The sequence below is a fragment of the Pseudomonas sp. UMAB-08 genome (assembly GCF_900095225.1).
Taxonomy (GTDB): domain Bacteria; phylum Pseudomonadota; class Gammaproteobacteria; order Pseudomonadales; family Pseudomonadaceae; genus Aquipseudomonas.
Genome location: NZ_LT607417.1, coordinates 297,844 through 313,470, shown reverse-complemented (window position 1 = coordinate 313,470; position 15,627 = coordinate 297,844). Strand labels below are relative to the sequence as shown.

The window sequence follows — 15,627 nt, the reverse complement described above, 5'->3', positions numbered from 1 at the left end:
TTACTGTGGAGAGTGGTATGTCCTCTTTTGTTGAAATGATCGAAAACATTACCCCGGACATTTACCAAAGCCTGAAATTGGCAGTGGAAATCGGCAAGTGGTCCGACGGTCGCAAGCTGTCCCAGGAGCAGCGTGAGTTGTCCCTGCAAGCGTTGATCGCCTGGGAAGTCCAGAACTTGCCCGAGGAACAACGCACCGGCTACATGGGGCCGCAGGAATGCAGCTCAAAATCGATAACAGTGCCTAACATCCTGTTCAAATCGGATGCTATCCATTGATCGAGATTGGCCGCGGTGCAATCAGCAAAATGTCGGTGCGCCTGGACGCGCCCTTAGTGCAGTACGGTTTTCGTCTGGGTGACGCGGACATACCGGTCAACCCCATGATCGGCAAGACCGTGCGCCTGGAATACCTGGGCGCGATCAATTGCACCCATTGCGGGCGCAAGACCAAGACCAGCTTCAGCCAAGGGTATTGCTACCCGTGCATGACCAAACTGGCGCAATGCGATATCTGCATCATGAGCCCGGAGAAATGCCACTACGAACACGGTACCTGCCGTGATCCGGCATGGGGCGAGCAGTTCTGCATGACCGATCATGTGGTTTATCTGGCCAACTCTTCCGGGGTCAAGGTCGGCATCACCCGCGCCACGCAGTTGCCCACCCGCTGGCTCGATCAGGGTGCCAGTCAGGCGGTGCCGATTGTGCGCGTCGCGACGCGTCAGCAGTCCGGTTTCGTCGAAGACCTGTTGCGCAGTCAGGTGGCCGACCGTACCAACTGGCGCGCCTTGCTCAAGGGCGATGCCCCGCCGGTGGACCTTAAAGCCGTTCGCCAGCAACTGTTCGACACCTGCGGCGAAGGCTTGCTCGGCTTGCAAGAACGATTCGGCCTGCAGGCCGTCCAACTCTTGCATGACGTCGAGCCGATTGACATTCGTTACCCGGTCGAGGCTTATCCGACCAAGATCGTCAGCTTCAACCTGGACAAGAACCCGATCGCTGAAGGCACGCTGATGGGGATCAAGGGGCAGTACCTGATCTTCGATACCGGCGTGATCAATATTCGTAAATACACGGCTTATCAGCTCGCCGTGCATCAGTAAGGACTCCAGCATGCGCACAGAACAACCGAAAATGATCTATCTGAAAGACTATCAGGCGCCTGAGTACCTCATTGACGAGACGCACCTGACCTTCGAACTGTTCGAGGACCACACCCTGGTCCATGCGCAACTGGTGATGCGTCGCAACCCGGCGCGCGGTGCCGGTTTGCCGCCGCTGGTACTGGACGGGCAGTTGCTCGAACTGCTGTCGCTCAAGCTCGACGACACTGAACTGGGTATTGGCGACTACCAACAGACCCCCGATCACCTGAGCGTGCAACCCAAGGCTGCGAAGTTCACTCTCGACACCTCGGTACGGATCCACCCGGAAACCAATACCGCGCTGGAAGGCCTGTACAAGTCCAGCGGCATGTTCTGCACCCAGTGCGAGGCCGAAGGCTTTCGCAAGATCACCTATTACCTCGACCGCCCTGACGTGATGAGCAAGTTCACCACCACCGTAAGCGCCGAGCAGCACAGCTATCCGGTGCTGTTGTCCAACGGTAACCCGATTGCCAGTGGTCCGGGAGAAGACGGTCGGCATTGGGCGACCTGGGAAGATCCGTTCATGAAACCGGCGTACCTGTTCGCGCTGGTGGCCGGTGATCTGTGGTGCATCGAAGATGTGTTCACCACCATGAACCAGCGCGACGTGACACTGCGCATTTATGTCGAGCCTGAAAACGTCGACAAGTGCCAACACGCCATGAACAGCCTGAAGAAGTCCATGCGCTGGGACGAAGAGACCTACGGTCGTGAATACGACCTGGACATCTTCATGATCGTAGCGGTCAACGACTTCAACATGGGCGCGATGGAGAACAAGGGCCTCAACATCTTCAACTCCAGCTGTGTGCTGGCCCGTGCCGAAACCGCCACCGATGCCGCGCACCAGCGGGTCGAAGCGGTGGTCGCCCACGAATATTTCCACAACTGGTCGGGCAACCGCGTGACCTGCCGCGACTGGTTCCAGCTGTCGCTCAAGGAAGGCTTCACGGTCTTCCGTGACGCTGAGTTCTCGGCCGACATGAACTCGCGCACGGTCAAACGCATCGAAGATGTCGCTTACCTGCGTACCCACCAGTTCGCCGAAGATGCCGGCCCGATGGCCCACGCCGTGCGCCCGGCCAGCTTCATCGAGATTTCCAACTTCTATACCCTGACCGTGTACGAAAAGGGCTCGGAAGTGGTGCGAATGCTGCGCACCTTGCTCGGTACCGAGGGCTTCCGTAAAGGCAGCGACCTGTACTTCGAGCGCCATGATGGTCAGGCCGTGACCTGTGACGACTTCATCAAAGCCATGGAAGACGCCAACAGCGTCGAGTTGACCCAGTTCAAACGCTGGTACAGCCAGGCGGGCACCCCACGGTTGGCGGTCAGCGAGGCGTATGACAGCGCGGCGAAAACCTACAGCCTGACCTTCCGCCAAAGCTACCCGGCGACCCCGGACAAGCAGGAAAAACAACCCTTCGTGATCCCGGTGGAACTCGGGTTGCTGGATGCACAGGGCGGCGAAATCGCCTTGCGCCTGTCCGGCGAAGCAGCGGCGGCGGGTACCTCGCGGGTGATTTCGGTGAGCGAAGCCGAGCAGACCTTCACCTTCGTCGACATCGCTGAAAAGCCGCTGCCGTCGTTGCTGCGTGGTTTCTCGGCGCCGGTAAAACTGAGCTTCCCGTACAACCGCGATCAACTGATGTTCCTGATGCAGCATGACAGCGACGGCTTCAATCGCTGGGAAGCCGGGCAGCAGCTGTCGGTACAGGTGCTGCAGGAATTGATCGGCCAACACCAGAAGGGTGAGGCCCTGGTGCTTGATCAGCGTCTGGTCACTGCGTTGAACAGCGTGCTGGCTGACGATCAGCTTGATCAGGCCATGGTCGCCGAGATGCTGTCGTTGCCGGGCGAGGCCTACCTGACAGAAATCAGCGAAGTCGCCGACGTGGACGCGATCCATGCCGCCCGCGAGTTTGCCCGCAAGCAATTGGCCGACAGCTTGTTCGAAGGCTTGTGGCAGCGTTATCAGGCAAACCGCGCGCTGTCGAAAAAGACCGCTTATGTCGCCGAGGCCGAGCATTTTGCCCGTCGTGGCCTGCAAAATATCGCCCTGTCGTACCTGATGCTCAGTGGCAAACCGCAGGTGCTCGCGGCGTGCCTTGAGCAATTCGATACCTGCGACAACATGACCGAGCGCTTGACCGCACTCGCGGTGTTGGTGAACTCGCCATTCGCCGAAGAGAAAGCCAAGGCCCTGGCCACGTTCGCCGACAACTTCAAAGACAACCCGCTGGTCATGGACCAATGGTTCAGCGTCCAGGCTGCAAGCACCTTGCCCGGTGGCCTGCAACGGGTTAAAGCGTTGATGACGCACCCGGCCTTCACGATGAAAAACCCGAACAAGGTTCGTGCGTTGGTCGGCGCGTTCGCCGGTCAGAACCTGATCAACTTCCATGCGGCGGATGGCTCGGGCTATCGCTTCCTGGCGGACCTGGTGATTCAACTGAACGCCTTCAACCCACAGATCGCCTCGCGCCAATTGGCACCGCTGACACGCTGGCGCAAATACGACAGCGCCCGTCAGGCGCTGATGAAGGCCGAACTGGAGCGCATCCGTGCTTCGGGCGATCTGTCGAGCGACGTGTATGAGGTGGTGAGCAAAAGTCTGGCTTGATTCATCGCCTTCGCCAGCAAAGGGCATAACAGAAAGTCCCCTCTGAAAAGTGTTACCCGCAAACAATGGGGTAGCACTTTTTTATTGCGTAAAGAAAATATTGGCTGTCTGTCTCGGGCGGATAACTTACATTCAGTTACTAACTTTTAGGGGTGTGTCGGATTGTATTCTCTCCTGAAACACTCCTCGGGATATTCCCTGCGCGTTGAGCTGCGCATGTTATTGCTTTAATGATTGGTTTTTTGTTCTGTAACACTTATCCTCGCTTTTATTATTACATTTGGCATCCGGGTTGCGGGTTTTCAACTTGAAAGCGGCTCGCGTACGTTTAACTTGTGAAATTTCCTACAAGCTAAAGGGATGTTTCTTATGGAAATAATTAATGTATAAAAATAAGTAACTTCAGGGAGCAAGTCATTATGGAGATGAGACCTTTCAGTGCGCGGCTGCGTTTCGCGCCAAAGGTTGCGGGCTTCACCTTGGCTGGGCTTTTGCCCTTGCTGGGCGGCGTCGAGGTCGAGGCTGTCGAGTTCAGTTTTGCCGATGATGAAATCAAAGGCTCGTTCGATACCACATTGTCTTATGGTCAGTTGTGGCGAGTGCAAGGCCAGGACAAAACTAATGATGACGTCAATATCAATGACGGTAATCGTAATTTTGATACCGGATTGGTTTCGGAAGTTTATAAAGTTACGAGCGACTTGGAAGTTTCCTACAAGAACTATGGAGCTTTCGTACGCGGCTCAGCGTTTTATGACACACGGATTATGGATAAACGTACCGATTACTCCGGTAGCAATAACCCGTCGCAACCCAGTCAGAACTTTCCGGATAACAACAGCTTCACCTATGACACTCGTCACAGTGCCGGGCGCGATGCGCAAATTCTCGATGCTTATGTCTACGGTAATTGGGAGATCGGTGATTTGCCGCTGACGGCGCGTCTGGGCCGACAAGTATTCAATTGGGGCGAAGGGCTGTTCTATCGAGGTGGAGTCAACACCACCAACCCGATCAATGCTGCGCAATTCCGTTTGCCGGGCTCTGAACTCAAGGAGGTACTGGTGCCCATCGAGGCGCTGAACTTCAACGTGGGGTTGAGCGACAACCTGTCGATGGAAACCTTTTACCAATTCAACTGGAAGGAAACCCAGGTTGATCCGGTAGGCACCTATTTTTCGGAGACCGACCTGTTTGCCGATGGCGGTAATACGGCCTATGCGGTGATGCCGCAGTTGACTGCACTCAACGGTTTGTATCAGGGCCTCAGTGCCGCGGGTGCCGGGGGCCTGCAAGGCGGGGGTGGTGCTGACGCCGTCGGCAATTTCAAAGTGGCCTCTATCGGGCCGGATATCAACGCAAAAAATGACGGGCAATACGGCGTGGCTTTCCGCTATCTGGCCGAACAGCTCAACGCCACCGAGTTCGGCTTCTACTTCGTCAACTACCACGCCAAGGAACCGACCATTTACGCGGACCTGGGCAGCTACAGCGGGTTGAATCTGGCCGAACTGACCGCGGCGACCACACCTGCGATTCAACAGGCGGTGGCCGCGCAGGCCGGTATCAGCGTGGCGCAATTGCAGGCTGCCCTGGCTGCCGCCCCCAATTCGCCACTGGCCCAGGCCTATCGCAGCACCCTGACCTCTGCGGTGGGCGGGATAGCCACCATGGACGTCGCCAATCAGGTCCAGGGGCGTCGCGAATACGCTGAAGACATCCGCATGTTCGGTGTCAGCTTCAACACGACGCTGGGTGACGCCTCGTTGTTCGGGGAACTGGCTTATCGGCCGAACATGCCGATCGGTATCGCCACCACCAGCGATTTGCTCGGCGATTTGCTGATGCAGGCCCCCCAAATGGCCTCGGGTGCCCACGTCAATATCGGCGGCAATGACGTGGGGCTGGGGGACAAGATCCATAACGCCGAGCGCGTCGAAATGTTCAACACCTCATTGGGCACCATCTACAACTTCGGCCCACGAATGAGCTTTGATTCGTTGACCGGCGTCGCCGAGCTGTCTTCCGAGCACTTGCGCGGTAGCAGCTTGAAATATACCGCTTGGGATGGCAGCACCCGCTATTACTCCAGCCGCGGCAACGTTCCGTACATCAACGGCCATGACCGGAACGATCAGGTCAACAAAAACGCTTTTGGCTACACGTTGATGCTCCAGGGCACCTGGAACGATGCGTATGCGGGGGTCAACCTGTCGCCCTTCGTGATCTACAAGGATGACTTCGAGGGCAACTCCCACCAGACCGGCAACTTTATCGAGGGACGCAAGGCTTACACCCTCGGCGTCAGGGCCAGCTACCAGAACCGCCTGGAAGCGGAGCTGCAGTACACCGAATTCTATGGGGCAGGGCAGAACAGTGCCATTCGCGACCGGGACAACATCGGGTTGAACGTCAAATATTCGTTTTGAAATCAAGGAGAGCGCAGATGTTCATGAAACAGATGCTCAAGACGCATCGGTCAATGGCAGTCGCCTTTGTCCTGACGCTGACGGCCAACACTGCCCAGGCCGCGGACGCTGCTGCATGGGATAAAAGCCTGACCCCATTGGGTGCTGAAAAGGCTGGCAACGCTGCGGGCACCATTCCGGCCTGGAGTGGTGGTCTCACCCAAGCGCCTGCGGGTTACAAAGGCCCCGGCAAACCGCATGTCGATCCCTTTGGCACAGACACGCCGTTGTTCACGATCACCAAGGCCAATCTGGATCAATACAAAGCAAGCCTGACGCCGGGCCAGATCGCGATGTTCGAGGCATACCCGAACAGCTACCAGATGCCGGTTTACACCACTCGCCGTAGCGGGGCGGCGCCGCAATGGGTTTATGACAACACCCGCAAGAACGCCGGCAGCGCCAAATTGATCAGTGGCGGCAACGGCTTTGTCGATGCATACGGAGGTATTCCGTTCCCGATGCCGCAAAGCGGGGTTGAAGCGCTCTGGAACCACATTGCCCGCTACCGCGGTACCTATGTGGTGCGTCGTGCGTCGGAAGTGGCTGTACAGCGTAATGGCAGTTTCAGTCCGATCACGTCGCAGCAGGAGGCCAAGTTCAAGTTCTATGAACCCGATGGCTCGTACGCCGGCTTGGGCAACGTGATGTTCTATTACCTGTCGTTCACCAAAAGCCCGGCGCGCCTTGCCGGTTCTGCGGTGCTGGTGCATGAAACCCTTGATCAGGTTAAGGAACCGCGTCAGGCCTGGGCGTATAACGCCGGCCAGCGCAGGGTGCGACGCGCGCCGAATCTGGCTTATGACACGCCCATCCCCGCTGCCGACGGTTTGCGCACGGCTGATGACACCGACATGTTCAACGGCTCGCCGGACCGTTACGACTGGAAGCTGATGGGCAAGAAGGAAATTTACATCCCTTACAACAATTACAAGGTGTCCAGCCCTGAGGTCAGCTACAAGCAGTTGTTGCAGACGGGCCATCTGAACCCTGCCTATACGCGTCACGAGTTGCATCGGGTGTGGGTGGTGGAGGGCACGCTCAAACCCAACGCACGGCACATCTACTCCAAGCGGACCTTGTATCTGGACGAGGACAGCTGGCAAGCGGCGGTGGTCGATCAGTACGACAGCCGCGGTGAGTTGTGGCGGGTATCGATGGCCTACCTGAAGAACTTCTACGAGCTGCCCACCACCTGGTCCGCACTGGATGTGTTCCACGATCTTCAGGCCCGTCGCTATCACGTGCAGAACCTGGACAACGAGGAGCCCAATACCATCGACTTCAGCCAGATCAGCCCTGAGGAAAGCGAGTTCACACCCGCGGCCTTGCGCCGGCGCGGTACCCGGTAGGGGGCGGCGAGACTGCGCTGGCCCCTTCATCGCAGTCTCGCGTGCCACCCCAGAGATACGCGATCTGCCGGGATGCGCAGGCTTGCGATCAGATGTGCCCTTGTCGGTACGGTATGTCTGCTCGCACCTCGGTCATCAGGCAAACGAATAAGCCATCAATCACGCACGCCCGGCTTAACAAAAGATAACGTCATGTCGATTGTCATACGTTTCTAAAGCTGGATAGGATAGGTCTGCTTCCAAAGGGTTTTTCTAGAGCGGTTGCGGCCCTCTGGGACACCTTGAGGTCGACCTAATAACAATAACGGGGGAGAGGTCTATGAGTGAGCCTGTAAATCGGCGCACCCAGTCCGGTGTGGATGTGGCTATAAGCCGTCCATCGGCGTTACGTAAAGGCAAGTCCCTGGCGGCAGCACTCTCAGTGTCCATCTCGCTGCTCGGCGCGCTGTCGGTATCTGGTTTTGCCGCGCCCTTGCAGGCTGCGCAAAGCACGGCTGAAGACTCTACTTTTTCCATCGAATCGCCCAAATCCTCTCGCGGGTTATTGCTCGACGTGACCCATGCCGGTGCGCGGCTGGTCGTCGTGGGCGACCGGGGCCACATTCTGTATTCCGATGATCAGGGCAAGACCTGGACTCAGGCCAAAGTGCCGAGCCGGCAGTTGCTGACGGCGGTCTATTTTGTCGACGACACGCATGGCTGGGCGGTCGGGCACGATGCACAGATTCTTGCCAGTGCCGATGCAGGCGCGACCTGGACCAGGCAGTTCGAAGACCTCAACCGCGAAGCACCCTTGCTGGATGTCTGGTTCAAAGACTCCCAGACAGGTTTTGCCGTGGGTGCCTATGGCGCCTTGCTGACGACCACTGATGGCGGCGCGCATTGGGCCGATGTCAGCGACCGCATCGACAACCAGGACCAGTACCACTACAACGGCATCGCCGAGATCAAGGATTCCGGTCTGTTCATCGTGGGGGAAATGGGCAGCATGTTCCGTTCTGCCGACGAGGGACAAACCTGGGAGCGCGTACAGAGCCCTTATCAGGGTTCCCTGTTTGGTGTGATCGGCACTGCCAAGTCCGGCACGCTGTTGGCCTATGGCCTGCGCGGCAACCTGTTTCGGTCCACTGACTTCGGCACTACCTGGACTGCCATTGAGCTCAAGGGCGCACGCGGCCCGCTGGAGTTCGGCCTGTCGAATGCGGCCTTGCTGCCGGACGGCTCGCTGGTGGTGGTGGGCAATGGCGGCAGTGTGATGCGCAGCACTGACGACGGTGTTTCGTTCAAGGTGTCCAATCGCCCTGACCGCATCTCCCTGGCAGGTGTGACCGCCGACGACAAGGGCGATCTGATTCTGGTAGGACAAGGTGGCGTTCGCGTTACCTCGCCAACCGGCGCTGAGCTGGTCCAACAATAAGACCTATTAAGGCGAGGAAGTTTTCGCATGACCAATCATCAACCACTTCATCATCAAGACAAGGCGACGCTCCTTGAACGGTTGATTTTCAACAATCGCCCGGTAGTGGTCTTCATCTGCCTGCTGGTCAGTGCCTTCCTGTTCTATCAGGCGACGTTGGTCCGGCCCTCGACCAGTTTCGAAAAAATGATTCCGCTCGAGCATCCCTTTATCCAGAAGATGCTTGAGCACCGTAACGATCTGGCCAACCTCGGCAATACCGTGCGCGTTTCCGTCGAAGCGGTGGACGGCGACATCTTTACGAAGGAGTACATGGAGACCCTGCGACTGATCAATGACGAGGTGTTCTACATCTCCGGCGTTGATCGATCCGGGTTGAAGTCGCTGTGGAGTCCCAGCGTGCGCTGGACCGAAGTGACCGAAGAAGGGTTTGCCGGTGGTGAAGTCATCCCGCAAAGCTACAACGGTTCCGAAGACAGCCTCGATCAGTTGCGCAACAACGTGCTCAAATCGGGTCAGGTCGGTCGACTGGTGGCCAACGATTTCAAATCGAGCATCGTGGACATTCCGTTGCTCGAGTCCTACCCGGACCCGAATGATCAAGGCAAGCTGCTTGCCCTCGATTACCGGCAGTTTTCCCATCAGCTCGAAGAGAAAATTCGCGACAAGTTCCAGGCGCAGAACCCTAATGTGAAGGTGCACATCGTCGGTTTCGCCAAGAAAGTCGGCGACCTGATCGATGGCCTGATCATGGTGGTCCTGTTTTTTGGTGTGGCTTTCCTGATCACCCTGGTGCTGCTCATCTGGTTCACGCGCTGTATCCGCAGCACGATCGCGGTGCTCAGTACCACGCTGATTGCGGTGGTCTGGCAATTGGGGTTGATGCACGTGGTGGGCTTCGGCCTGGACCCGTATTCGATGCTGGTCCCGTTCCTGATTTTCGCCATCGGTATTTCCCACGGCGTACAAAAAATCAACGGTATCGCCATGCAGTCCAGCGACGCCGACAACGCGTTGACCGCTGCTCGACGGACGTTCCGCCAACTGTTTTTGCCGGGGATGATCGCGATCCTTGCCGACGCAGTGGGTTTCATCACCTTGCTGATTATCGACATCGGCGTGATCCGCGAGCTGGCCATCGGCGCGTCGATTGGTGTGGCGGTCATCGTTTTCACCAACCTGATCCTGTTGCCGGTGGCGATTTCCTATGTCGGCATCAGCAATAAAGCCGTTGAGCGCAGCAAAAAGGATGCGGTGCGTGAGCATCCGTTCTGGCGCCTGCTGTCGAATTTCGCCAGCGCGAAAGTTGCTCCGGTGTCTATCGTCCTGGCGCTGTTGGCCTTCGGTGGTGGGCTCTGGTACAGCCAGAACCTGAAAATCGGTGACCTCGACCAGGGTGCGCCGGAACTGCGTCCGGATTCGCGCTACAACAAAGACAACAGTTTCATCATCAAAAACTACTCCACCAGCTCGGATGTCCTGGTGGTGATGGTCAAGACCCCGCCAGAAGGCTGCTCGGCCTACCCGACGATGTCTGCCATCAACGAACTGACCTGGAAGATGGAGAACACCCCAGGCGTGCAGTCGGCGATTTCCCTGGTGACTGTGTCCAAGCAGATGATCAAGGGCATGAACGAGGGCAACCTGAAATGGGAATCCCTGTCGCGTAACAAGGACGTGCTGAATAACTCCATCTCCCGCGCTGACGGCCTGTACAACAACGATTGCTCGCTGGCCCCGCTGTTGGTGTTCCTCAATGACCACAAGGCCGAAACCCTTGACCGCGCGGTGCATGCAGTCAAGGACTTCGCCAGGGACAACGACAGGGACGGTCTGCAATTTCTCCTCGCCGCGGGCAATGCCGGGATCGAGGCGGCCACCAACGAAGTGATCAAGGAGTCGGAGCTGACGATTCTGATCCTGGTCTACATCTGCGTGGCGACCATGTGCATGATCACCTTCCGTTCGTGGGCGGCGACCTTGTGCATCGTCTTGCCGCTGGTGCTGACGTCGGTACTGGGCAACGCCTTGATGGCCTTCATGGGCATCGGGGTGAAAGTCGCGACCTTGCCGGTGGTCGCGCTAGGTGTGGGTATCGGTGTGGATTACGGCATCTACGTTTACAGCCGTCTGGAAAGCTTCCTGCGTGCGGGTCTGCCCCTGCAAGAAGCGTATTACGAGACCTTGAAGTCCACCGGTAAGGCGGTGCTGTTTACCGGCTTGTGCCTGTCCATCGGGGTTTGCACCTGGATCTTCTCGGCGATCAAGTTCCAGGCCGACATGGGCCTGATGCTGACCTTCATGCTCCTGTGGAACATGTTCGGCGCTCTGTGGCTACTGCCAGCACTGGCGCGGTTTCTGATCAAACCGGAGAAAATGGCGGGCAAGGTCGGGAACTCGTTGTTCTCTCACTGAAGTCGTCCGCAATAAAAAAACCGCAGCTCAAGGGCTGCGGTTTTTTATTGCCGAGTCAGGATTGGTTTCTGTTACAACGCCACATCCTGCCCCAGGACCACGTTCAGGGCGCTTCTTGCGTCATCCAGTTGCACCAGCGTGGCATGGCGTGCGCCGAGGGCGTCGCGGCTTTCGATGGCGGTGAGAATCGCTTTGTGACGAGGCATCGCCAGTTCATGCAGGTTCGGCCGTTGGTTGGAGTGTTTCAACGCTTCGCGCAGGGCCAGCGACAGCATGTTGCACAGGTGTGCGAGCAGGTCGTTATGGGTGGCGTCGGCGATCCGGCTGTGGAAGTCCAGGTCTGGCTGCAACAGTGCTTCAGGCGTCGGCGCGGCTTCCATGCGTTGGTAGGCTTCACCAATCGATGCAATGTCCTGATCGGTCGCGTACTGGGCGGCGAGGGCGGCCGCAGCGGGCTCGATGATGCTGCGTACGCTGGTCAGCAGGTTGAAAAATTCATTTTGCGGGCTGCTTTGCATGACCCAATGCAGCACGTCCGGGTCAAGCAAATGCCATTCGCGACGTGGTTTGACCACCGTGCCGACCCGCGGCCGGGAATACACCAGACCTTTGGCAACTAACACCCTCGTGGCTTCACGTAGCACTGGCCGGCTAACCGCGTACTCTTCGCACAAGGTCGTTTCGGCAGGCAGTTTATCGTCGGGCTTGAAGCGGCCGGATACGATCTGCATGCCGATGTCCTGAACGATTCGGGCATGCATGCTTTTGCGGACGGAGGGCTTACGGTAGTCCATGAGGGGCGGGTCGTTCCTGAGCAATAAGTGCTGCGCATAATAGCATCGCGCAGGGGGCCAGACAGGGCGACGATAGTATCGTCGCCCTGTTATTTATCCCGCAGACTCAGTGCGAATGACGCGGTACTTCGGCGCCACGACAGCCAACCAGAAAGTCGAAATCGCAACCTTGATCGGCTTGCATCACGTGGTCGATGTACAGCTGGCGATAACCACCCAGCAGTAATTTCTCTGGCGCCTGCCAGTCGGCCAGACGCCCGGCCAGTTCGGCATCGGAGATGTCCAGGTGCAAACGGCCGTTGGCGCAGTCGAGTTCGATCCAGTCGCCTTCATGCACCACCGCCAATGGTCCGCCCGCGGCGGCTTCCGGTGCCACATGCAAGACCACCGTGCCATAAGCGGTGCCACTCATGCGCGCGTCGGAGATGCGCACCATGTCGGTCACGCCCTGAGCCAACAGTTTCGCGGGCAAGCCCATGTTGCCGACTTCGGCCATGCCTGGATAACCCTTCGGTCCGCAGTTTTTCATCACCATGACGCAGCTGGCGTCGATGTCCAGTTCAGGGTCGTTGATCCGTGCCTTGTAGTGGTCGAAGTTCTCGAACACCACGGCACGGCCACGGTGCTGCATCAATTCGGCGCTGGCAGCCGACGGTTTGAGTACGGCCCCCAGTGGTGCAAGGTTGCCGCGCAGCACACAGATGCCGCCGTCGGCGCGAATCGGGTTGTCGATCGTGCGGATCACTTCGTCCTCGCCATAGATCGGCGAGGCTTTGTTGTTGTCGCGGAGGGTTTTACCGTTGACGGTCAGGGCGTCCGGGTTGGGCAGCAAATTGGCTTCATCGAGACGACGCAGCACCGCAGGTAGACCGCCCGCGTAATAGAACTCTTCCATCAGGAAGCGCCCCGAGGGCTGCAGGTCGACAATGGTCGGTATACCGCGACCCATGCGGGTCCAGTCGTCGAGGTCCAGTTCGACGCCGATACGTCCGGCAATCGCCTTCAAGTGAATGACCGCATTGGTCGAACCACCGATGGCGGCGTTGACGCGAATGGCGTTTTCGAAGGCTTCTTTAGTCAGGATTTTCGACAGGCGCAGGTCTTCACGGACCATCTCCACCGCACGCATGCCGGACATATGCGCGAGCACGTAGCGTCGGGCATCGACTGCGGGAATCGCCGCGTTATGGGGCAGCGACGTACCGAGTGCTTCGGCCATGCAGGCCATGGTCGAGGCGGTGCCCATGGTGTTGCAGGTACCTGCCGAACGGGACATGCCGCCTTCTGCTGCAAGGAAGTCGTCAAGGCTGATCTGCCCGGCTTTCACTTGTTCACTGAGTTGCCAGACCACGGTGCCGGAGCCGATGTCCTTGCCTTTGTGCTTGCCGTTGAGCATCGGCCCACCGGTGACGACGATGGCAGGCACGTCGCAACTGGCGGCGCCCATCAGCAGTGCCGGGGTGGTTTTATCGCAGCCGGTCAGCAGCACTACGCCATCGATAGGGTTCCCACGGATCGCTTCTTCGACATCCATGCTCGTCAGGTTGCGGGTGAACATGGCGGTAGGGCGCAGGTTGGATTCGCCATTGGAAAACACCGGGAACTCCACCGGGAAGCCGCCAGCTTCGATCACCCCACGTTTGACGTGCTCGGCGATCTGCCGGAAATGCGCGTTGCACGGCGTCAGTTCCGACCAGGTATTGCAGATACCAATGATGGGCTTGCCATGGAATTGATGATCGGCGATGCCCTGGTTCTTCATCCAGCTGCGGTACATAAAGCCGTTTTTGTCGGCAGTACCAAACCATTGGGCAGAACGCAGGGGTGGTTTTTTTTCGGAATCAGACATGATCATCACTCTTATTGTAAGACTTAATGGCGTTTACTTTGGTTAAAGTAAGCCTAAAAACCTGTATTTGGAAGAGTTGTGGCTTAAATAGTAATACTATATAGTCGATTTCCAGTGAGGGACGACCCTGCCAGTGCTGTAAGGTGCAGAGGCGATCCCCGAGGTTCCATAACAAAAACAATTGGAGACCACCTTCATGAGCCAGGAACTCCGGCTTATACGCCGCATCACCCTGAAACTGATTCCCTTCCTGATCCTGCTGTACCTGATCGCTTACGTGGATCGCTCTGCCGTCGGTTTCGCCAAGCTGCACATGGGCGCGGACCTGGGCATCGGTGACGCCGCCTACGGGTTGGGCGCCGGGCTGTTTTTTATCGGCTACTTCCTGTTGGAGATCCCCAGCAACCTGATGCTTGAACGCTTCGGTGCCCGCCGCTGGTTCGCCCGCATCATGATCACCTGGGGCGCGATCACCATCGGCATGGCGTTTGTTCAAGGGCCGCACAGTTTCTACCTGATGCGCTTGCTGCTGGGCGCGGCGGAGGCGGGCTTCTTTCCGGGGGTGTTGTACTACATCACTCAATGGTTCCCGGTTCGCCATCGCGGCAAGATCCTCGGCTTGTTTATCCTGTCGCAACCCATCGCCATGATGATCACCGGGCCGGTTTCCGGTGGCCTGCTGGGGATGGATGGCGTGTTGGGTCTGCACGGCTGGCAGTGGCTGTTCATCGTCATCGGCACCCCGGCGATTCTGCTGACCTGGCCGGTGTTGCGCTGGTTGCCGGATGGTCCGAAGCAGGTGAAGTGGATGGACCAGGCCGAGAAGAACTGGTTGGCCGGTGAGCTGAAAAAGGACCTGGAAGAGTATGGCCAGACCCGCCACGGCAATCCGTTGCATGCCCTTAAAGACAAGCGCGTGTTACTGCTGGCGCTGTTCTACCTGCCCGTGACCCTGAGCATTTATGGACTGGGCTTGTGGCTGCCGACCTTGATCAAGCAGTTCGGCGGCAGCGACCTGACCACCGGTTTCGTCTCGGCGGTTCCCTATATCTTCGGCATCATCGGTTTGTTGATCATCCCGCGCAGCTCCGACCGATTGAATGACCGCTACGGGCATCTGGCGGTGCTGTATGTGCTCGGCGCCATTGGCCTGTTTCTCAGCGCCTGGCTGACGATGCCGGTGCTGCAACTGGCTGCTCTGTGCCTGGTAGCGTTTGCGCTGTTTTCCTGTACGGCAGTGTTCTGGACCTTGCCGGGACGCTTCTTTGCCGGGGCCAGTGCAGCGGCCGGTATCGCCCTGATCAACTCGGTCGGCAACCTCGGCGGCTACATCGGACCGTTCGTGATCGGCGCGCTGAAGGAGTACACCGGCAACCTTGCCTCGGGCCTGTATTTCCTGTCTGGCGTCATGGTCTTCGGCGTGTTCCTGACCGGCGTCGTCTACCGCCTGCTGGAGCGTAAACACGCTCTGGCTCCGACCGAATTTGCTGCCAGCGCCCGAAGCCAAAGGGCTCAGCCTGCCAGCCGTCCTTGAATCCTGCAAAGAGGGGAGCATGCAC

At 58.1% G+C, this 15,627-nt stretch carries 10 protein-coding genes; 8 read left to right on the top strand and 2 right to left on the bottom strand.

Translation table 11 applies throughout. The features are described from left to right. The first annotated feature begins 17 nt into the window (after positions 1-17). The 7 genes from K0F75_RS09330 (at position 18) to K0F75_RS09300 (ending at position 11,425) form a co-directional block, all read left to right on the top strand. Positions 18-278 carry a YeaC family protein gene (locus tag K0F75_RS09330; protein WP_219061586.1) on the top strand — a complete coding sequence of 87 codons (261 nt, stop codon included), beginning with the start codon at positions 18-20 and terminating at the stop codon, positions 276-278. After that, positions 275-1,105 (top strand): DUF2797 domain-containing protein, encoded by an 831-nt coding sequence (locus tag K0F75_RS09325; RefSeq protein ID WP_219061585.1) that lies wholly within the window; start codon positions 275-277, stop codon positions 1,103-1,105. Before K0F75_RS09330 ends, K0F75_RS09325 begins: the two co-directional genes overlap by 4 nt. A gap of 10 nt (positions 1,106-1,115) precedes the next feature. Continuing rightward, positions 1,116-3,773, top strand: a complete 2,658-nt coding sequence (gene pepN / locus K0F75_RS09320; protein ID WP_219061584.1) for an aminopeptidase N — start codon at positions 1,116-1,118, stop codon at positions 3,771-3,773. Positions 3,774-4,192: 419 nt separating this feature from the next. Beyond that, complete coding sequence (locus K0F75_RS09315) at positions 4,193-6,202, top strand: DUF1302 domain-containing protein (RefSeq protein WP_219061583.1); 2,010 nt, start codon at positions 4,193-4,195, stop codon at positions 6,200-6,202. 32 nt (positions 6,203-6,234) lie between these two features. Beyond that, the gene (locus K0F75_RS09310) at positions 6,235-7,593 is read left to right on the top strand and encodes a DUF1329 domain-containing protein (protein WP_219061692.1); all 1,359 of its coding nucleotides are present in this window, start codon (positions 6,235-6,237) and stop codon (positions 7,591-7,593) included. A gap of 319 nt (positions 7,594-7,912) precedes the next feature. After that, on the top strand, positions 7,913-9,010 hold the full coding sequence (locus tag K0F75_RS09305) for a YCF48-related protein (protein WP_219061582.1): 1,098 nt from the start codon (positions 7,913-7,915) through the stop codon (positions 9,008-9,010). Positions 9,011-9,037: 27 nt separating this feature from the next. Then, positions 9,038-11,425: an RND family transporter gene (locus K0F75_RS09300; protein WP_219061581.1), complete on the top strand. Its 2,388-nt coding sequence runs from the start codon at positions 9,038-9,040 to the stop codon at positions 11,423-11,425. A gap of 71 nt (positions 11,426-11,496) precedes the next feature. Here K0F75_RS09300 and K0F75_RS09295 read toward each other — a convergent pair whose 3' ends face one another. Together K0F75_RS09295 and K0F75_RS09290 are read right to left on the bottom strand one after the other, a co-directional pair. Then, a complete protein-coding gene (locus K0F75_RS09295; protein ID WP_219061580.1) occupies positions 11,497-12,219 on the bottom strand; it encodes a FadR/GntR family transcriptional regulator in 723 nt (240 codons plus the stop codon). Between the two features lie 106 nt (positions 12,220-12,325). Next, entirely contained in the window at positions 12,326-14,068 is a 1,743-nt protein-coding gene (locus K0F75_RS09290) for an IlvD/Edd family dehydratase (protein WP_219061579.1), read from the bottom strand. A gap of 196 nt (positions 14,069-14,264) precedes the next feature. Here K0F75_RS09290 and K0F75_RS09285 point away from each other — a divergent pair, with 196 nt between their 5' ends. Then, positions 14,265-15,602, top strand: a complete 1,338-nt coding sequence (locus K0F75_RS09285; protein WP_219061578.1) for an MFS transporter — start codon at positions 14,265-14,267, stop codon at positions 15,600-15,602. Positions 15,603-15,627: the final 25 nt, after the last annotated feature.

Excerpts from the sequence above, each read along its gene's own strand:
- pepN (WP_219061584.1), top strand. The coding sequence starts at position 1,116 with ATGCGCACAGAACAACCGAAAATGATCTATCTGAAAGACTATCAGGCG.
- K0F75_RS09295 (WP_219061580.1), bottom strand. The coding sequence starts at position 12,219 with ATGGACTACCGTAAGCCCTCCGTCCGCAAAAGCATGCATGCCCGAATC.
- K0F75_RS09285 (WP_219061578.1), top strand. The coding sequence starts at position 14,265 with ATGAGCCAGGAACTCCGGCTTATACGCCGCATCACCCTGAAACTGATT.
- K0F75_RS09305 (WP_219061582.1), top strand. The coding sequence starts at position 7,913 with ATGAGTGAGCCTGTAAATCGGCGCACCCAGTCCGGTGTGGATGTGGCT.
- K0F75_RS09315 (WP_219061583.1), top strand. The coding sequence starts at position 4,193 with ATGGAGATGAGACCTTTCAGTGCGCGGCTGCGTTTCGCGCCAAAGGTT.
- K0F75_RS09300 (WP_219061581.1), top strand. The coding sequence starts at position 9,038 with ATGACCAATCATCAACCACTTCATCATCAAGACAAGGCGACGCTCCTT.
- K0F75_RS09330 (WP_219061586.1), top strand. The coding sequence starts at position 18 with ATGTCCTCTTTTGTTGAAATGATCGAAAACATTACCCCGGACATTTAC.
- K0F75_RS09310 (WP_219061692.1), top strand. The coding sequence starts at position 6,235 with ATGCTCAAGACGCATCGGTCAATGGCAGTCGCCTTTGTCCTGACGCTG.
- K0F75_RS09290 (WP_219061579.1), bottom strand. The coding sequence starts at position 14,068 with ATGTCTGATTCCGAAAAAAAACCACCCCTGCGTTCTGCCCAATGGTTT.